The organism is Vibrio sp. 1402, from assembly GCF_033340275.1.
On record NZ_JAWOWE010000018.1, the window covers coordinates 13,260 to 31,918 of the forward strand.

The following is an 18,659-nucleotide window of genomic DNA, read 5'->3' on the forward strand; positions in this document are numbered from 1 at the left end:
TATATGGATGTCACACAATGCTAAAAACCACGATTATTGGAGCCAGCGGTTACACCGGCGCAGAGTTAGCGTTAATGGTTAATAAACACCCACAACTCACGCTATCAGGTTTATACGTTTCCGCCAACAGTGTTGATGCGGGAAAGAGCATCGCGCAGCTGCACGGTAAGCTAGCGGGCATCATTGATATGCCAGTTTTACCACTAACGGATCCACTGCAAATCGCTCAAGAATCGGACGTGGTGTTTTTGGCAACGGCTCACGAAGTCAGCCATGATTTAGCCCCAACTTTCTTGGAGACAGGCTGTCAGGTATTCGATTTATCGGGTGCATTCCGTGTGAAAAGTGAAGGCTTTTACGACACTTTTTATGGCTTCGAACATCAACATAACAACTGGCTAGATAAAGCAGCATACGGCTTAGCAGAGTGGAACCAAGAATCAATAAAAACCACTCCTTTGATTGCAGTAGCAGGTTGCTACCCAACCGCTTCACAGCTTGCAATCAAACCTTTATTAGAACATGCGTTGCTCGATACCAACCAATGGCCAGTGATCAACGCAACCAGTGGTGTATCTGGTGCCGGGCGTAAAGCCTCCATGGTTAACAGCTTCTGTGAAGTGAGCTTGCAACCTTATGGTGTATTTAACCATCGTCACCAGCCAGAGATTGCTCAGCACTTGGGTTGCGATGTGATTTTTACTCCGCACCTCGGCAACTTTAAACGCGGCATTCTTGCCACGATCACCATGAAGCTTGCGCAAGGTGTGACAGAAGCACAAGTGGCACAGGCGTTTGAACAAGCTTATCAAGGCAAGCCTGCGGTGCGTCTTAAAGGCGACGGTATTCCACGTATTCAGGATGTCGAAAATACCCCTTTCTGTGATATCGGCTGGAAGGTACAAGGCGAACACATCATTGTGATTTCAGCTATCGACAACCTACTTAAAGGTGCATCGAGTCAAGCGATGCAATGTCTCAATATTCATTACGGTTACCCAGAACTGACAGCGTTGCTGTAGTCGTTGAAAGAGGGAAATGCGATGACGCAAACCAATCAAGCTCCTTTAGTCATTAAGCTAGGTGGTGCAGCTCTATCATGCACTCAAACCTTAAGCCAACTTTTTGGTGCCATTGCGGCTTACCAAAAATCGGCACAGCGACAAATCGCCATCGTTCATGGCGGTGGCTACCTAGTTGATGAGTTGATGGCAAAGCTTCAGCTTGAAACCGTAAAGAAAAACGGTTTACGCGTAACACCTTACGATCAAATTCCTGTGATTGCAGGCGCGCTTGCAGGCACTGCGAATAAGTTACTTCAAGGTCAAGCGATTGCGGACGGTCTTAACGCTGTGGGCCTTAGCCTTGCGGATGGTGGTTTGTGTCTTGTTGAAGAACTTGACCCAGAACTCGGCGCGGTAGGCAAAGCATCACCGGGTGACTCAGCACTATTACAAGCGGTGCTAAACACAGGTGCACTGCCGATCATCAGTTCAATTGGTTTAACCAAAGATGGCCAGATGATGAATGTGAATGCTGATCAAGCAGCAGTCGCGGTTGCGGGCGCATTAGATGCGGAGTTAGTCCTGTTATCAGACGTGAGTGGTGTATTAGATGGAAAAGGCCATTTGATCAAAACCCTGTCAGAGCAGCAAGCTAACTCGTTGATCGATGGACATGTGATCACCGATGGCATGATCGTCAAAGTTAAAGCCGCTTTGGAGGCCGCCAATGATCTTGGCCGTCCAATTGAAGTCGCGACCTGGCGTTACCCAGAAAAATTAGCACAGTTATTCGCTGGTGAAAGTATTGGTACTCAATTCTTGCCTCAATAAGCATCAGCAAAAGAATTCAATATTAGGAAGTCGTAGTTGGCACTGACCGCCGAGCGCAGCGCCAGTTAAGTTTGGAGAAAAAACATGAGCAAAGTGAACGTAAATAAAGTGGTAGTCGCATACTCAGGCGGTCTAGATACTTCAGTAATCATCCCGTGGCTAAAAGAGAACTACGACTGTGAAGTAGTGGCTTTCGTTGCCGATGTTGGTCAAGGTGCCGAAGAGCTAGAAGGCATTGAAGCGAAAGCAAAAGCCTCTGGTGCTTCTGAGTGCTACATCGCTGACTTGAAAGAAGAAATGGTCGCAGACTACATTTACCCAACGCTAAAAACCGGCGCGTACTACGAAGGTAAGTACCTGCTAGGTACATCAATGGCGCGTCCAATCATTGCCAAAGCGCAGGTTGAAGTGGCACGTAAAGTGGGCGCGGACGCTCTGTGTCATGGCTGTACAGGTAAAGGTAACGACCAAGTACGTTTTGAAGGCGCATTCGCAGCACTAGCACCGGACTTACAAGTGATTGCACCTTGGCGTGAGTGGGACCTAGTGAGCCGTGAAGAGTGTTTGGATTACCTAGCTGAGCGTAATATTCCTTGCTCTGCGTCTCTTACTAAGATCTATTCACGTGATGCAAACGCATGGCACATTTCGACGGAAGGCGGCGTTTTAGAAGATACGTGGAACGCACCAAACGAAGACTGCTGGGTGTGGACTGTCGACCCAGAGCAAGCGCCAAATGAAGCGGAATACGTCACGCTGAAAGTAGAAAAAGGTGAAGTGGTCGAAGTTGATGGTGAAGTGATGACACCATACAACGCACTGGTTTACCTAAACGAGAAGGGCGCTAAGCACGGTGTTGGCCGTATCGATATCGTGGAAAACCGTCTTGTTGGGATGAAGTCTCGTGGTTGTTATGAAACACCGGGAGGCACCATCATGATGGAAGCGCTGCGTGCTGTAGAGCAGCTTGTGCTAGACAAATCATCATTCGAATTCCGTGAGGAGCTAGGTCTAAAAGCGTCTCACCTTGTATACGATGGCCGTTGGTTTACGCCACTATGTAAATCGATCCTTGCCGCTTCAGAAGAGCTAGCGCAAGACGTTAACGGTGAAGTGGTTGTTAAGCTCTACAAAGGTCAAGCGACAGTGACGCAAAAACGTTCTGACAACAGCTTGTATTCAGAAGAGTTCGCGACTTTTGGTGAAGATGAAGTTTACGACCAAAGCCATGCAGGTGGGTTCATCCGTCTTTACTCGCTATCAAGCCGTATTCGTGCATTGAACAGCCAGAAGAAATAATCCATTAACATCCATCTTGGATTGAATAAAGACCCGCCATTTATAGGCGGGTCTTTTGGTTTCTAAAAGCGAGTATCTAAAGTTTGTTTGAATATATATGTAAAAATATTGAATTTATACTTTATTTTTTATCGAAATTGCCGTAACGTTGACCCATAAGAAAAAGTGAGCAAATGACCATCAAATTGGTTACTACTCATTCGAGAACGTTAGAGTAAGCAATAGTCATCAGGAGAGACGCAATGGCATTATGGGGCGGAAGATTTACCCAAGCGGCAGACACCAGATTTAAAGAGTTCAATGATTCGTTGCGTTTTGACTACCGATTGGCTGAGCAAGACATCGTAGGTTCAATCGCATGGTCTAAAGCTCTGCTTTCTGTTGATGTGCTATCGGCAGAAGAACAGCAGAAACTGGAACTTGCTTTAAATGAGCTGAAGTTAGAAGTGATGGAAGACCCTCACCAAATTCTTCGCTCTGATGCAGAAGATATCCACTCTTGGGTTGAACAGCAGCTAATCAGTAAAGTGGGAGATTTAGGTAAAAAACTCCACACTGGGCGTTCTCGGAATGACCAAGTCGCCACAGACTTGAAACTTTGGTGTCGTCAGCAAGGTCAGCAATTATTGATTGCTTTAGATCGCCTACAAGCACAAATGGTCCATGTTGCTAAACAGCACCAAGGCACCGTATTGCCAGGCTATACTCATCTTCAGCGTGCTCAACCTGTAACCTTTGCTCACTGGTGCTTGGCTTATGTTGAAATGTTCGAGCGTGACTACTCTCGTCTGAATGATGCCTTACAGCGTCTCGACACTTGTCCACTTGGCTCGGGTGCGTTAGCGGGAACGGCTTATCCGATTGATCGCGAACAATTAGCACATAATCTCGGTTTCCACCGTGCTACGCGTAATTCACTCGATTCGGTTTCAGATCGTGATCATGTGATGGAACTGATGTCGGTGGCGTCGATTTCTATGCTTCACCTTTCTCGTCTTGCAGAAGATATGATCTTCTACAATTCAGGCGAGTCAAACTTCATTGAGTTAGCGGATACGGTGACATCTGGTTCGTCATTAATGCCACAGAAGAAAAACCCAGATGCACTTGAGTTGATCCGTGGTAAGACAGGGCGTGTCTATGGCGCATTATCGAGCATGATGATGACAGTTAAAGCCTTGCCATTGGCGTACAACAAAGACATGCAGGAAGATAAAGAAGGGTTGTTTGACGCTTTAGATACATGGAACGACTGCATGGAAATGGCAGCTCTGTGTTTTGACGGTATTAAAGTGAATGGCGAGCGCACACTAGAAGCGGCGAAACAAGGTTACGCAAACTCGACTGAGTTGGCTGATTACCTAGTGGCGAAAGGCATCCCATTCCGTGAAGCTCACCACATCGTCGGTGTCGCGGTCGTTGGTGCTATTGCTAAAGGCTGTGCGCTGGAAGAATTGTCTCTGCAAGAGCTAAAAGCCTTCTCTGAGGTGATTGAAGATGATGTGTATGACATTCTGACTATCGATTCGTGTTTGGAAAAGCGTTGTGCTTTGGGGGGTGTTTCGCCTCACCAGGTCGCTTACGCGGTAGAACAAGCGGATAAGCGCCTGAGCCAGCGTGACAGCTCGGCGGTGAAAGTGCGTCCTGCACGTTTGACGGACATTGAAACGCTGGAAGGTATGGTTGCTTACTGGGCGAACCTTGGTGAGAATCTTCCGCGCTCTCGTAATGAGCTCGTGAGAGATATTGGCTCTTTCGCGGTGGCTGAGCATCATGGTGAAGTGACGGGTTGCGCTTCTCTATATGTGTATGACTCAGGGTTGGCTGAAATACGCTCTCTTGGTATCGAAGCGGGCTGGCAAGGCCAAGGGCAGGGCAGTGCGATTGTGAACTATTTGGTTGAGAAAGCGCGCCAGATGGCGATCAAGAAAGTCTTTGTTCTAACGCGAACGCCTGAGTTCTTTATGAAGCAAAGCTTTTTACCGACATCGAAGTCATTACTGCCGGAGAAAGTTCTGAAAGATTGCGATCAGTGCCCACGTCAACATGCATGTGATGAGGTAGCGCTTGAGATCAATTTAATGGAGCAAGTGATCCAAAAAACGCATGTGGCATGAACTGAAGTTGTGGAGTGATTTTATTAGCATTCAATGACATAGTCATTTTCCTGTTTACTTACATCAGTATTCGCTAAAAAAATCGAAAAAATTTGGAACCTTTGAGAGGAAGCCCGGTCTATTAAAGTACCACTGCTTTTTCTTAGAAGAATCTAAGAGAGCCCCAGAACTGACATTGGTTTTGGGGCTTTTTTCTATCTGTCACTTTTCTCTTTTTTATTGGCCTTTTTTTGTCCCTTTCGACGTTGCCAAGGCAAGATGACAAAACGCATCCATAAGTGTAGAAACAACAAAACGTTGAAAGCGAAGCCGGCAAAGATCAAAGCGATCGACTCGATGCTTTGTGGATCATCTTTGAGCGTAAACCACCACACAATCCAACACAGTACAGAAAGTACCGTCAATTGATCCAAGCATCGTTGGCAACGTCCAAGTTTTTTCCAAAACCAATGTTCCTCGCAGCGGCGACAAGTCATAGTGTTTTCCAAACCATTAGTGTTGCTTCAGATTATATATCTAACTAAATGGTGGAAAGCGTTTCTTACACGGGCTTAGAGCGCCATGACACAACCAAAAATGGAAAGTTAGCTTTGTAAAAGCTTTGTGGCACGTAATTGATGTATGGTGTGCTGTCAGTCTTTAACAGGAAATATAATGATGTCGACAGAGTTGAAACTTGCGCTGAGTATCGCTGGTGGGTTCTTTATGATCGGTGTTGTCGCGATTTGTATGGTCAGCCGCTATGCAATGATGGCAGCGTAAGAGAGATTTCATTGCACCGAAGTAGTAAAGCAAAGCCTCGTTGATGACGAGGCTTTGCTTTATATTTAGATAGAAGCCTGAAAGCGTTAGCAGCCAGGGCCGCAGTCAAGACAATGTTTCACCATTTCTGGCCCTAAGTGTAGTTTTGCATTCAAATCACGTAGAGCGGTGCGGACGCCTTCTTCAATCACTGGGTGATAGAAGGGCATATCTAACATCTCAGAAATCGTCATCCTATTTTGGTGCGCCCATGCTAAAAGGTGAGCAAGATGCTCTGCATTCGGGCCCATCATTTCTGCACCTAAAAAACGTCCAGTGCCTTGCTCTCCGTAGACATGCAGAATGCCTTTATTACGAAGCATGACGCGCGAACGTCCTTGATTTTCAAACGAGACTTCACCGGTTGCGAAACATCCACATGTGCCTAGACGTGTTTCTAGTTGTTTATATGTTTCGCCAACCATAGCAATTTGAGGGTCGGAGAACACGGCTGAAATTGGTGAGCGACGCAGACCCGCACGAATATCTGGGAAACGGCCTGCGTTGTCTCCAGCAATACGGCCTTGGTCAGCGGCTTCGTGCAGCAGTGGAATTTGGTTACTTGCATCACCTGCGATGAAGATGCTCTCTACCGAAGTTTGCAATGTGTAGTGATCCGCCGTTGGTACGCCACGTTCATCGAGAGCCACATTGGTGTTCTCGATCGCCAGCTTATCGACGTTTGGACGACGACCCGTTGCGGCCAATACGTAATCGACAACGAAAGTTTCTAATTCACCATCATGGTTGATGAATTGGATTTCGACCTTGTCTTCGCCGTCATTGTCTGGCGAAGCAATGCGTTTCATGCTTTCGACTTTTACATCTGCATCTAGGTAGAACTCTTCCTTAAAGGCTTTATCTGCATACGCCATCACCTCTGGGTCTGTCAGTGGGCCCACTTGTCCTCCAAGGCCAAAGAGCTTCACGTTTACTCCTAGGCGGTGTAAAGCCTGACCCAATTCAAGGCCGATGACTCCTGGGCCAAATACTGCAACGGACTCTGGTAAGTCATCCCAGTCAAATACATCATCGTTAATCACTAGGCGATCACCCAGTTCATTCCAAGCTGCCGGATATGCTGGACGAGATCCTGTCGCAATAACAATGCGCTGTGCGGTGACCTGAGTATGATCATCTATGATGAGAGTGTGGTCATCGGCAAACTTCGCGTAGCCCGATGGTTTGTCTTCAGCGGGAATATCATCGACACTTTCAAGCACAAAGCCAACAAAACGATCGCGTTCGCGCTTTACACGATCCATAACTTCTCGTCCGTTAATTCGTACTTCACCTTGCGGGTGTATCCCAAATCCAGGTGCTTTTTCGATTTGATGAACACTTTCTGCTGCCGCAATTAACAGCTTAGACGGCATGCATCCGACACGAGCACAGGTTGTTCCGTAGGGACCGCCCTCAATCATTACCACGCTGTTGGTATGAGCTTTTGCTGCTCGATAAGCACCAAGACCAGCCGTCCCGCCACCAATAATCGCTACGTCGACATTAACTTGTTTCATCGTGAACTCTCGCTTTTGTTTTAAGCCAAGCTAGCTACATTGAGCTTGGAGAGTAAATTGGATAGTTGAATCTGGATAAGTAGTCACCTTATTGGCAGATGACTACTTATCTAGACTAGTAGAAGAAGTGGTTTAGGGTTGGCCTCCGAGCCAAAAGGCACCGGAGACCGAGGGTGTAGGCTATGGACAGCTTAGCCTAGATACGCTTCTAGCTCTTCGCTACCGCCGATGTGCTTGCCACCGATAAAGACTTGTGGAACAGTCGTGCGACCAGATATAGCTCGTAGACTAACTGTTGTTGCGTCTTTACCCAGAATCACTTCTTCATATTGAAGACCGTGGTCAATCAGATTTTGTTTCGCTTTCATACAGAAAGGGCAGCCTGGTTTAGTGAACACCGTGATGGATTCTTGCGTTTTGTAGTCAGGCGCTATGTAGTTCAGCATCGTATCTGCGTCTGACACCTTGAATGGGTCGCCTGGTTCGTTTGGCTCAATGAACATTTTTTCCACTACGCCATCTTTTACTAGCATGCTGTAACGCCATGAACGTTTGCCAAAGCCGATGTCGTTTTTATCCACTAACATACCCATGCCATCGGTGAATTCACCATTACCATCCGGGATGAAGGTAATGTTTTCTGCTTCTTGGTCTTGTTTCCATGCATTCATCACGAACGTATCATTGACCGAGACACAAATAATCTCATCCACTCCGTGCTCTTTAAATACAGGGAACAATTCGTTGTAACGAGGTAGATGGCTTGATGAACATGTTGGAGTAAATGCACCCGGTAAGCTAAATACGATAACGGTCTTACCTTTAAATAGCTCATCGGTCGTTACATTCACCCAAGAGTCACCTTGACGAACTGGAAAAGTAACTTGAGGGACTTGTTGACCTTCTTTAGATACAAACATAATGATTTCCTTTAACTATTTTAAATTATGCGTATAGAGCTTAGCGTTTTTCGTCGCTCTGTTTCGTTTTGTTGAGCCCATTATTGTAAAAATCCTTTGATAGCTCTAATCGTTTGGTGTTATGGTTTTGATAGGTATTAGCTATTGTTAAAGAAGCGAAGCGTGAATTATGAATATTCGAGATTTTGAGTACTTAGTTGCACTTGCGGAACATAAGCACTTTCGCAAAGCGGCAGAGGCATGTTTTGTTAGCCAGCCAACATTGAGTGGGCAAATTCGTAAACTAGAGGATGAACTCGGGACCACGCTTTTAGAGCGAAGCAGCCGACGTGTTTTGTTTACCGATTCAGGGTTACAGCTGGTGGAGCAGGCTAAACGCATCTTAAGTGAAGTGAAAACCTTCAGAGATATGGCAAGCGGTCAAAGCGGAGCCATGACTGGACCGATGCATATTGGTTTCATCCCGACGGTTGGGCCTTATCTACTACCCAAAATTCTGCCGCAGATAAAAGAAGCATTTCCTGAGCTGGAGCTATTTCTTCACGAAGCTCAAACACATCAATTAGTGCGTCAATTGGAAGAAGGCAAACTAGATTGCTTAGTTTTAGCTTCGGTTGATGAAACTGCGCCATTTAAAGAGATCGAAGTGTATCAAGAGCCATTAAGTGTCGCAGTGCCATGTGACCATGAGTGGGCCTCTCTCGACCATGTTGATATGTTGGAGCTGAATGGTAAAACCGTTTTAGCGTTGGGAGACGGCCACTGTCTGCGAGATCAAGCGTTAGGTTTTTGTTTTGCCGCTGGTGCAAAAGACGATGAGCGTTTTAAAGCCACCAGCTTGGAGACGTTACGCAACATGGTTGCTGCCGGTGCGGGGATTACGTTATTGCCTCAGCTTTCTATCCCTAATGAGAAGCAAAAAGATGGCGTATGCTACGTACCAGCTGTTAACCCAACCCCCTCGCGTAATATCGTTCTCGTATACCGTCCGGGCTCACCATTACGAGCTAGGTTTGAAGCTTTAGCAGCGAAGATTAAAGAGGTTTTGGCTTCTTATCCATCATTGAATGCTGCAGCATAAAAAGCAGAAATAAAAAAGGGAGAGCTTGATGCTCTCCCTTGTGCTTTTGTTATTTAGAACAGTTCTTCTGCGCCAGAGCCTGAAGAATAAATACTATCTTCTAAACGGTCGCCAGCGTATTCGGTAGGCTCCGTGCCTTTTTCAAAGTATTCGAACATTGATGTGCTATCTACTTTGTGCGTTAGCATACCGCTGTTGCGATCAATACGAACTCGAATAATATCCTCTGGAATATTTTTACCTTGCTCCGGCGTCCCTTCTAGCGCAACACGCATGAAGTCAATCCAAGCAGGCTCTGCGGTTTTCGCACCCGACTCGGCACCAGAAATTTGGCCTTGCCCTAGGTTGCTGTTAACGGTGGTGCGGCCAAGTGCACGTGAGTGATCATCAAAGCCAACCCAAGCTATGGCAACGACACCAGGTCCATAGCCATTGTACCAAGCATCCTTGGAATCATTCGTTGTACCCGTTTTACCCCCGATATCACGACGACCAAGTTTTTGCGCGCGCCAGCCTGTACCATTCCAACCTGTGCCTTCACGCCAGTTACCGCCACCCCAAATGTTGCTGTACATCATCTCACGCATTAAGAATGCATTCTGTTCAGAGATAACTTGTGGTGCATATTGAGGTTCATCATTTTCAAGGGCATTGTCTGTTGCAAGGCCATCAATTGCGACGTCTTGTTCGCCAAATTCATCAGCGTAGCGATTTTCTGGCTGCTCGCTCATTTGCGGACAATCCTTATGACAAACACTCTTTGGATTGGCTTTAAACAGTACTTCACCGAATGCATCTTCCACGCGTTCTACATAGAATGGTTCAACGTAATAACCACCGTTCGCAAACACAGAGTAACCTTGTGCCACTTTCATTGGTGTTAAGCTGCCAGCTCCGAGTGCGATGGTCTCTGAACGCGGTACTTGGTTAATATCAAAACCGAAACGAGTAAGGTACTGACGTGTCTCCTCGAGGCCAACTTCACGGAGTGTACGCACTGCCATGACGTTTTTTGATTGAGCTAAGCCGAGGCGAAGACGCGTTGGGCCACCATAAGTTGGTGGTGAGTTTTTTGGTCGCCAAGCTGAACCAGAACCTGCATCCCACTTGTTAATTGGCGCATCGTTAATCAAAGTCGCTAGAGTCAGCCCTTTGTCAATTGCTGCCGAGTAGATGAAAGGCTTGATACTTGAACCAACCTGACGCACTGACATGGTTGCACGGTTAAACTTGCTGTGAACAAAGTTGAAACCACCAACCAGCGACAATATCGCGCCATTTTCTGGGTTCATCGCAACAAACGCGGTGTTTGCTGTCGGCACTTGGCTCAGTTTCCAGCTCAGTGTTGTGTTGTCATCTTCATCGGTTTCACTTACTTCGCGAACCCAAACTTGTTGACCTGTCGCTAGCACATCATGCGCTGACTTTGGTGTTGAGCCTTGGCGGTTATCAGTAATGTACTTACGCGCCCAGTGCATTCCAGTCCAAGGGATGGTTTGCTCTTCATGGTTCTTAACCCATACTTGTGCCGTCTTCTCATCGACTTTCGTCACAACCGCAGGGTAAAGGTCACCATAAGTTGGCTGTTTCTTCAGGTGCTTTTCTATTTGCTCATTGTCCCAGGTCGCTTCCCCTTCTTTCCAAAGCACACTTTCTGCACCACGGTAGCCATGACGTTCATCGTATGACAAGAGGTTATTTACCGCAGACGTATTTGCAGCATCTTGCAGTTTAGAATCCACAGTCATGTAGATATTCAAGCCAGAGGTATAAGCTTCCTCTTCACCGTATTCTTTTACTGCCCATGCACGAGCCAACTCTGCTACGTAAGGTGCGGAAAGCTCAATCTCAGCGCTATGATAACGCGCCACAATAGGCTCATTGCGTGCTTCGTCATACTGCTCTTGTGTAATGTATTTCTCATCAAGCATTCGCATTAATACAACGTTACGGCGTTTTGTTGCGCGCTCAAGAGAGTAAATTGGGTTCATGGTTGATGGCGCTTTTGGCATACCAGCGAGTGTTGCAATCTCACTTAACGTCAATTCATCAAGGCTCTTGCCAAAATACACTTGAGCGGCAGCACCAAAGCCATATGAGCGGTAACCAAGGAAGATTTTATTGACATAAAGCTCCATGATTTCTTGCTTACTTAAAAGCTGCTCAATATGGATAGCAATAAAAATCTCTTTAATCTTACGCATGATCTTCTTCTCATTAGATAAGAAGAAGTTACGAGCTAGCTGTTGCGTAATCGTACTTGCACCCTGTTTAGCCGAGCCTGAAACCGCAACAACAACCGCTGCACGAGTGATGCCGATAGGGTCGATACCAGGATGCTCATAGAAACGACTATCTTCGGTTGCGATGAGCGCGTGAATTAAGTCTTGAGGAATTTCGTCATAAGTAACAGGAATACGACGCTTTTCACCGAACTGTGCGATCAGCTTCCCGTCTTGACTAAACACCTTCATAGGTGTTTGTAATTCAACGTCTTTTAGAGTTGCAACATCTGGCAATTCAGGCTTCACGTACTGATAGAAGCCAAATATTGTGGTGACTCCAAGAATTATGCAAATCAATGTTAAAAATAATAAACGCTTTATGAACTTCACCGGAGAATCCCTGATTGGTTGAGGCTGTGTAACGGCAAACCCTTGTACTCTTAGGTCAAAAATTTAGCACATAAGAGATATTAACTCTTATTTGGATGCTAATAACAACCTTTGCACGAAGAAATTTCGGAGCGAGAGTAAGAGATGGATAAGCTAATCGTTACCGGCATCGATATAGGCCATAACAGCCTCAAAGCCGTAGTACTTAAACCCACAGGCAACAATTACGCTCTGTTGGGTTACAAAGAAATATTACTAAAGGAAGGTATTGTCGCTGAAAATAACACCATAAATCATCAAGAAATTGTAAAGACCCTCAAGCAGATAAAAAAAGAACTGCCTTTTGGCGCTAAAAAAGTTGCGATTTCAGTTCCTGATAACTCGGTAATTAGCAAGAAACTGCAAATAGAACAAAATCTTGAAGAGAGTGAAGTTGAGTTTGCAGTGATACAAGCCTTTTCTCATCAATCGCCATTCCCTGTCGAAGAGCTGAGTTTAGACTTCGTTCGTCTTCTCGCGGAGGGCGGGCAGAGTGGCAGTGATAGCTATCAAGTGTTTGCGACAAGAAAAGATGTGGTAGAAGGCCGAGTCGATGCATTACAAAAGTCCGGACTAAAACCTGTTTTAGTGGACGTGCATTCGCAAAGCCTTGGTCATATCTGGAAGCTCACCGCCGATCGCTTTCCTGACAAAAACAAATACTGCTTACTCGATATTGGCACCTTATCGAGCTCCTTCACCATGTTTACCGAACAAGGTGAACTGTTTCACAAAGAGTTTGCTTACGGCACACGCGGAGCAAACAGCGCTTCTCCAGTCGATTTTCTGTCCGATGATGCTCAGGAGAAAACAGAGCTGTTTAACCGTCAAATCGTAGAGCGAGTAAAGCGCCAGATGCAGCTCTATACCTCAATCAATGGCTCACAAAACATCAAGGGTATCTGGTTATCAGGGGAAGGGGCCTCCACTCCCATGCTCGCAGAGGAGTTGTCTCAACAATTGTCGTTAGAGTGTGAATTGCTAAATCCGCTAGGGCTATTTGAGATGAAGGTGTCTAAGCGTAAGCGTCGCGCTGTGGATTGGCAGCATTTCTCAACAGCAGCCGGACTGGCCGTTCGTGGCATTCATTGGCTAGGAGGTGCCCGTGCTTTATCGCATTAATTTACTTCCTTGGCGAGAGAATCAAAGAGAAGAGCACCGACGTCGTTTCATCAGTTTGGTCGCATTAGGCATGTTGGTCGCTGTTGGCATCCAGTGGGGTATTGGAAAGTTTTTTGAGTACCAACAAGATCAACAACAGGAGCGGCTCGATTACCTCACTCACTACATTGCCGAACTCGACCAGCGTATTGAAGCAATGAAAATTGCAGAGCAAGAGCACAGCAAAATCCTCGAACGTCTAAAGGTCGTTGAAGGTTTACAAAACGGACGAAACAAAACGACCGAGTTCATGAACTTAATGCCTGCCGTTATCCCTGAAGGTGTATATGTCGACAAGATCAAAATGAATGATCTGGAAATTGAGATCTCTGGGATCTCAGATAGCACTCCAAAACTTGCCACGATGCTGGACAACATGGAGCGCTCGGCCAAGTTGAACGACGTAGAAATGCATTCCATCGTTCACGGCAAAGCCCGTTTTGGGAAAGAGTTTCAAACATTCAAAGTGTCTTTCATGTTCAAAGTAACGGAGAAGAAATTGGAGGCTCAACGTGGTTGATTGGCAGGATCTCGAAATAGATGAAATGGCCGAGTGGCCATTGTTGCCCCAGATTGTAGTAATCGCGCTTCTGATCATGGCGATTCAAGGCTTAGGTTATTGGTTTTACCTTAAACCGAAAGAAGAACAGTTGAATCACTTGATCCAGCAGGAGCAGACACTCAAGGTGGCATTGAAGATCAAAGCGAACAAAGTGGCAGCGTTGCCTCAGCTTCAATCTCAATTGGATGAACTTACCACTCGTTACGAGTTATTACTGCAACAACTGCCTGCGCAAAAAGAGCTGGCTACAATGCTCGCTTCAGTGAATGAGCTTGGCATCGACAATAAGCTGACTTTCACCCGAATCGACTGGGGCGAAAAACAATCAGAGCACTTCCTTTATCGTCTTCCTTTAAACATAGAGTTAACGGGCGACTTTCATGACATCGGCCATTTTTCTCAGGCGATAGCGACGCTACCTCGAATCATCACGTTTAAAGATGTGACTTGGCAACGTGTCAGCCAAGAGAGTGAAACCCTGCACTTTCGGGTGCGCGCTAACACCTATCAGTTTAAGCCGGAGGAGACGAAAAATGACAAGTAAGTCTTTGTTGCTGGTACTGATGGGTTCTCTATTGATGGGTTGCCAGGCGAATGATGAATCATTGACGGATTTTATTCGAGGAGTGGAAACACAGGCGCGTCGAGAGGTCGAGAAGCTTAAGCCCGCAGACAAATATGTTGCAGTCACGTACGCACCGGAAGTACAGCGTGCACCCTTTGAATTACCCAAAGAAGCCACTATCGCGACTCAGCCAGTTGCAAGAAAAGATTGTTGGCAACCGCCCTCAAGAAGGCGAACTGGTAAATTAGAAAAATTCCCATTAAGCCAATTACGTTTGAAAGGTGTCATGGGCATGGATAACACGGTTTCTGGCCTTGTTCAGGCTCCCAATGGCACCGTCTATAAAGTTAAGCCGGGTCAATACCTCGGACGCAATAATGGCAAAGTGACCCATGTCAGCCACTCCTACTTGTTGATTAATGAAACGTTGCCCGACGGCTTAGGATGTTGGCAAAAACGTAAAGTTAAGTTGGCTTTGAGATAGCCCCATTTATTTTTGATATTGAGTAATGAAAATGAGACAAGGATTAACACGTACACCAAGGATACTTACTGGGCTCTTCTCCTTATGGTTGTTTGTATTTTTAGCCCCTTTAGCGGCAGCTGAAGAAGTTTCGTCCAATGCCCTAAAAAGTATCGACTTTCGAACTAATAAAGATAAAGACGCCGTGATTGTCGTCGAATTGGCGTCACCGGCCGCGATTGTAGATATCAAGCGTGTACAGGAAGGGTTAAGTATCGATTTGCTTAACACTTCAGTAAAAGACGAGCAATTGTATCTCCTAGACGTGAAAGACTTTTCGACTGTGGTTGAGAGCGTAGAAGTGTTTCGCTATACCTCAACTACGCGCTTGGTTGCGCACATCAATGAAGAATACATGCATGATTACCGTTTAACGGGGCGTTTTTTGGAAATCAAAGTAGCGAAGATCAAACCCAATGAGAAAGCCCCAGATAAAAGCATTTTAGAAAGAGAAGGTAAGCTTATTTCGATTAACTTCCAAGATATTCCTGTGCGAAACGTCTTGCAGCTTATTGCTGATTACAACCAATTCAATTTGGTTGTCTCCGACTCTGTAGAAGGCAACCTCACGCTTCGTCTTGATGGTGTCCCTTGGCAGCAAGTGCTGGATATTATTTTGCAAGTTAAGGGGTTAGATAAGCGTGTTGATGGCAACGTGATTTTAGTTGCTCCGACTGATGAGTTGGACTTGCGTGAGAAGCAGCAGTTAGAAAAACAAAAATTGACGGAAGAAATGGGAGAGCTTTCATCTGAAATCATCAAAGTTAATTTTGCTAAAGCATCAGATATTGCGGAGATGATCAATGGAGAAGGAAATATCAGCATGCTGTCAGAGCGCGGCAGTATGACCATTGATGAGCGAACTAACTCGTTATTGATTAGAGAGTTACCTGAAAACATCGAGGTGATTCGAGAAATTATTGAGTCTTTGGATATTCCAGTTAAACAGGTTCAAATTGAGGCGCGTATTGTGACCATCAATGAAGGTAACATGGATGAGTTAGGGATTCGTTGGGGTTTTACGTCTATTAATGGCAGTAATACAGTGGGCGGTTCTATTGAGAACAACCTTGCCACGATCGGTCTCTATAATGGAGAAGGGGGCGACGACGGTGGTGACGGTGATGGAGTGGGGATCGATGACTTCCTTAATGTAAACTTAGCTGCAACCAGTCCGAATGCGACCAGCATTGCTTTTCAGGTCGCAAAGTTAGGTTCAGACACCTTGTTGGATCTTGAGCTTTCTGCTCTGCAACAAGAGTCTAAAGCTGAGATTATCTCGAGCCCACGTTTGATCACTACCAATAAGAAACCAGCCTATATCGAACAAGGTACAGAGATTCCTTACCTAGAGTCATCATCAAGTGGTGCAACGACGGTGACGTTCAAAAAGGCGGTATTAAGTTTGAAGGTAACCCCGCAAATCACACCGGATAACCGCTTAGTATTGGATTTAAGTGTCACGCAAGATAGACCTGGACAAGTCGTGAAGACAGGCACTGGTGAAGCTGTTGCGATTGATACTCAACGTATCGGGACGCAAGTGTTAGTGAATAACGGTGAAACGGTCGTTCTTGGTGGTATTTTTCAGCACAGCATTACTAACTCGGTGGACAAAGTGCCTTTGTTGGGCGATCTGCCGCTATTAGGTGCGCTTTTTCGTCGAAGCTATGAAAATGTTGGCAAAAGTGAGCTGTTAATTTTCGTCACGCCTAAGGTGGTGATTCAGTAGTTCTGCCTCGGGAAAAACTGATTAAATCAAAAATAAAGTTGCAATAGTGGCACCATGCTTGGATAATTTCGGGTCTTATCACGAATTATCTGTGAGGAACTGGTGCCACAAGCCTTGTAGAACAGCAGTTTAGCTGTGTTTTCTTGTGGCGATCTTATTGAATCAATGTTGTAAATTACTGCTAAACATGGCTGAGAAACGTAATATTTTCCTTGTTGGCCCAATGGGCGCCGGCAAAAGTACAATTGGTAGACATCTAGCACAGCAACTGCATATGGAGTTTGTTGACTCCGATACAGTGATCGAAGAACGCACTGGTGCAGACATCTCTTGGGTTTTTGATGTAGAAGGTGAAGAAGGCTTCCGCAAGCGTGAAGAAGCGGTACTTGAAGACCTAACACAAGAGCAAGGCATCGTGCTTGCGACTGGCGGTGGCTCTGTTAAGAGCAAAGAAAACCGCAATCGTCTTTCGGCACGTGGTGTTGTTGTTTACTTAGAAACGACGATTGAAAAGCAACTTGCGCGTACAAACCGCGACAAGAAGCGTCCTTTACTTCAAACGGATAACCCTCGCGAAGTATTGGAGCAATTAGCTGAAGAACGTAATCCTTTATATGAAGAAGTAGCGGATTACACTGTTCGCACTGACGATCAAAGTGCAAAAGTGGTAGCCAACCAGATCGTAAAAATGCTAGAAGAGAGATAAGTCTTTATCTTTTTTTTAATTGGAGCAAACCGATGGAACGGATTACGGTCAACCTAGCTGAGCGTAGCTACCCAATCTCTATTGGCGCCGGGTTATTTGAGGACCCGGCGTACCTCTCTCAAGTTCTCTCAAACAAAAATGCAAAACAAAAAGTTGCTGTGATCAGTAATGTCACAGTGGCGCCTTTGTATGCAGACAAAATTTTAAAGCAACTCGAGCAGCTCGGTTATAGTGCATCCTTGTTAGAATTGCCTGACGGTGAACAGTACAAAAACTTGGATGTATTTAATCAAGTAATGAACTTCTTACTGGAAGGGAGTTATGCTCGTGATGTTGTGATCATCGCGTTAGGTGGTGGTGTTATTGGCGACCTTGTGGGTTTTGCGTCTGCCTGTTACCAGCGTGGGGTCGACTTTATTCAAATACCGACCACATTACTATCCCAAGTGGACTCTTCGGTTGGTGGAAAAACCGCGGTTAACCATCCGTTGGGTAAGAACATGATAGGTGCGTTTTACCAACCTAAAGCCGTGATCATTGATACCAACTGCCTGTCGACGTTGCCTGAACGTGAGTTCGCTGCGGGTATCGCCGAAGTCATTAAGTACGGCATTATTTACGATGCAGATTTTTTTGTATGGTTAGAAGACAATCTTGAGCGCTTGTATGCGTTGGATGAAGAAGCACTAACTTATGCGATCGCACGTTGCTGTGAAATAAAAGCGGAAGTGGTGGCTCAGGATGAGAAAGAGTCGGGCATCCGTGCTTTGCTTAACTTAGGTCACACCTTTGGTCATGCGATTGAAGCGGAACTTGGTTATGGCAATTGGCTGCATGGTGAAGCGGTATCTTCCGGCACTGTTATGGCGGCCAAAACGTCGCATCTACGCGGTCTGATCTCGGAAGAGCAATTTGAGCGTATTGTTGCGATTTTGCGTCGTGCAAAACTGCCTGTGCATACTCCAGACAGTATGAATTTCGATGACTTCATCAAGCACATGATGCGAGATAAGAAAGTCCTCTCTGGTCAATTACGATTGGTTTTGCCTACAGGCATTGGCACTGCCGAGGTAATTGCTGATACGACGCAAGACGTACTCAAACAGGCGATAGACTTCGGTCGCGATATTTAACCTTGTAATGGCGCCTTTGGGCGTCATTCTTGTAGTGTATTAAGGTTATT

The 18,659-nt window shown here is 45.8% G+C and carries 16 protein-coding genes; 12 read left to right on the forward strand and 4 right to left on the reverse strand.

Annotated elements, in window-relative coordinates:
• Positions 1-17: 17 nt before the first annotated feature.
• The 4 genes from argC (at position 18) to argH (ending at position 5,251) form a co-directional block, all read left to right on the forward strand.
• Positions 18-1,022 carry an N-acetyl-gamma-glutamyl-phosphate reductase gene (gene argC, locus R7044_RS21810; RefSeq protein ID WP_205391022.1) on the forward strand — a complete coding sequence of 335 codons (1,005 nt, stop codon included), beginning with the start codon at positions 18-20 and terminating at the stop codon, positions 1,020-1,022.
• 21 nt (positions 1,023-1,043) lie between these two features.
• Positions 1,044-1,835: an acetylglutamate kinase gene (gene argB, locus R7044_RS21815; RefSeq protein ID WP_005381333.1), complete on the forward strand. Its 792-nt coding sequence runs from the start codon at positions 1,044-1,046 to the stop codon at positions 1,833-1,835.
• Positions 1,836-1,919: 84 nt separating this feature from the next.
• Positions 1,920-3,134 carry an argininosuccinate synthase gene (locus R7044_RS21820; protein ID WP_005381332.1) on the forward strand — a complete coding sequence of 405 codons (1,215 nt, stop codon included), beginning with the start codon at positions 1,920-1,922 and terminating at the stop codon, positions 3,132-3,134.
• A gap of 242 nt (positions 3,135-3,376) precedes the next feature.
• Positions 3,377-5,251: an argininosuccinate lyase gene (gene argH, locus R7044_RS21825; RefSeq protein WP_017633526.1), complete on the forward strand. Its 1,875-nt coding sequence runs from the start codon at positions 3,377-3,379 to the stop codon at positions 5,249-5,251.
• Positions 5,252-5,445: 194 nt separating this feature from the next.
• On the opposite strand, the gene R7044_RS21830 is transcribed toward argH, so the two are convergent.
• The 3 genes from R7044_RS21830 to R7044_RS21840 all read right to left on the reverse strand — a co-directional run bounded on the left by R7044_RS21830 (position 5,446) and on the right by R7044_RS21840 (position 8,492).
• Positions 5,446-5,727, reverse strand: coding sequence for a DUF3624 domain-containing protein (locus R7044_RS21830; protein WP_025768083.1), 282 nt, complete (start codon positions 5,725-5,727; stop codon positions 5,446-5,448).
• Between the two features lie 372 nt (positions 5,728-6,099).
• Entirely contained in the window at positions 6,100-7,572 is a 1,473-nt protein-coding gene (locus R7044_RS21835) for a dihydrolipoyl dehydrogenase (protein WP_225455804.1), read from the reverse strand.
• A 191-nt stretch (positions 7,573-7,763) separates the two neighbouring features.
• Entirely contained in the window at positions 7,764-8,492 is a 729-nt protein-coding gene (locus R7044_RS21840) for a redoxin family protein (protein WP_005382781.1), read from the reverse strand.
• A 169-nt stretch (positions 8,493-8,661) separates the two neighbouring features.
• Here R7044_RS21840 and oxyR point away from each other — a divergent pair, with 169 nt between their 5' ends.
• Positions 8,662-9,573: a DNA-binding transcriptional regulator OxyR gene (oxyR, locus tag R7044_RS21845; RefSeq protein ID WP_005381326.1), complete on the forward strand. Its 912-nt coding sequence runs from the start codon at positions 8,662-8,664 to the stop codon at positions 9,571-9,573.
• A 53-nt stretch (positions 9,574-9,626) separates the two neighbouring features.
• On the opposite strand, the gene R7044_RS21850 is transcribed toward oxyR, so the two are convergent.
• Positions 9,627-12,188, reverse strand: coding sequence for a penicillin-binding protein 1A (locus R7044_RS21850; RefSeq protein WP_225455805.1), 2,562 nt, complete (start codon positions 12,186-12,188; stop codon positions 9,627-9,629).
• Positions 12,189-12,332: 144 nt separating this feature from the next.
• Here R7044_RS21850 and pilM point away from each other — a divergent pair, with 144 nt between their 5' ends.
• The 7 genes from pilM to aroB all read left to right on the forward strand — a co-directional run bounded on the left by pilM (position 12,333) and on the right by aroB (position 18,609).
• On the forward strand, positions 12,333-13,349 hold the full coding sequence (gene pilM, locus R7044_RS21855) for a type IV pilus biogenesis protein PilM (protein WP_033907304.1): 1,017 nt from the start codon (positions 12,333-12,335) through the stop codon (positions 13,347-13,349).
• Positions 13,333-13,908 carry a PilN domain-containing protein gene (locus R7044_RS21860; protein ID WP_005381323.1) on the forward strand — a complete coding sequence of 192 codons (576 nt, stop codon included), beginning with the start codon at positions 13,333-13,335 and terminating at the stop codon, positions 13,906-13,908. Before pilM ends, R7044_RS21860 begins: the two co-directional genes overlap by 17 nt.
• Positions 13,901-14,494, forward strand: coding sequence for a type 4a pilus biogenesis protein PilO (locus tag R7044_RS21865; RefSeq protein ID WP_033907305.1), 594 nt, complete (start codon positions 13,901-13,903; stop codon positions 14,492-14,494). Before R7044_RS21860 ends, R7044_RS21865 begins: the two co-directional genes overlap by 8 nt.
• The gene (locus tag R7044_RS21870) at positions 14,484-14,999 is read left to right on the forward strand and encodes a pilus assembly protein PilP (RefSeq protein ID WP_005382766.1); all 516 of its coding nucleotides are present in this window, start codon (positions 14,484-14,486) and stop codon (positions 14,997-14,999) included. The genes R7044_RS21865 and R7044_RS21870 overlap by 11 nt, the downstream gene beginning before the upstream one ends.
• 25 nt (positions 15,000-15,024) lie before the next feature.
• Positions 15,025-16,770, forward strand: a complete 1,746-nt coding sequence (locus tag R7044_RS21875) for a type IV pilus secretin PilQ (RefSeq protein ID WP_171053517.1) — start codon at positions 15,025-15,027, stop codon at positions 16,768-16,770.
• A 187-nt stretch (positions 16,771-16,957) separates the two neighbouring features.
• Positions 16,958-17,476, forward strand: a complete 519-nt coding sequence (gene aroK / locus R7044_RS21880; protein ID WP_005381319.1) for a shikimate kinase AroK — start codon at positions 16,958-16,960, stop codon at positions 17,474-17,476.
• 32 nt (positions 17,477-17,508) lie between these two features.
• Positions 17,509-18,609 carry a 3-dehydroquinate synthase gene (aroB, locus tag R7044_RS21885; protein WP_225455806.1) on the forward strand — a complete coding sequence of 367 codons (1,101 nt, stop codon included), beginning with the start codon at positions 17,509-17,511 and terminating at the stop codon, positions 18,607-18,609.
• Positions 18,610-18,659 lie beyond the last annotated feature (50 nt).

Bases quoted from the DNA above. Each gene is read 5' to 3' on its own strand.
- aroK (WP_005381319.1), top strand. From the start codon at position 16,958: ATGGCTGAGAAACGTAATATTTTCCTTGTTGGCCCAATGGGCGCCGGC.
- R7044_RS21875 (WP_171053517.1), top strand. From the start codon at position 15,025: ATGAAAATGAGACAAGGATTAACACGTACACCAAGGATACTTACTGGG.
- R7044_RS21820 (WP_005381332.1), top strand. From the start codon at position 1,920: ATGAGCAAAGTGAACGTAAATAAAGTGGTAGTCGCATACTCAGGCGGT.
- R7044_RS21830 (WP_025768083.1), bottom strand. From the start codon at position 5,727: ATGACTTGTCGCCGCTGCGAGGAACATTGGTTTTGGAAAAAACTTGGA.
- argH (WP_017633526.1), top strand. From the start codon at position 3,377: ATGGCATTATGGGGCGGAAGATTTACCCAAGCGGCAGACACCAGATTT.
- oxyR (WP_005381326.1), top strand. From the start codon at position 8,662: ATGAATATTCGAGATTTTGAGTACTTAGTTGCACTTGCGGAACATAAG.
- aroB (WP_225455806.1), top strand. From the start codon at position 17,509: ATGGAACGGATTACGGTCAACCTAGCTGAGCGTAGCTACCCAATCTCT.
- R7044_RS21835 (WP_225455804.1), bottom strand. From the start codon at position 7,572: ATGAAACAAGTTAATGTCGACGTAGCGATTATTGGTGGCGGGACGGCT.
- argB (WP_005381333.1), top strand. From the start codon at position 1,044: ATGACGCAAACCAATCAAGCTCCTTTAGTCATTAAGCTAGGTGGTGCA.
- pilM (WP_033907304.1), top strand. From the start codon at position 12,333: ATGGATAAGCTAATCGTTACCGGCATCGATATAGGCCATAACAGCCTC.
- R7044_RS21840 (WP_005382781.1), bottom strand. From the start codon at position 8,492: ATGTTTGTATCTAAAGAAGGTCAACAAGTCCCTCAAGTTACTTTTCCA.
- argC (WP_205391022.1), top strand. From the start codon at position 18: ATGCTAAAAACCACGATTATTGGAGCCAGCGGTTACACCGGCGCAGAG.
- R7044_RS21870 (WP_005382766.1), top strand. From the start codon at position 14,484: ATGACAAGTAAGTCTTTGTTGCTGGTACTGATGGGTTCTCTATTGATG.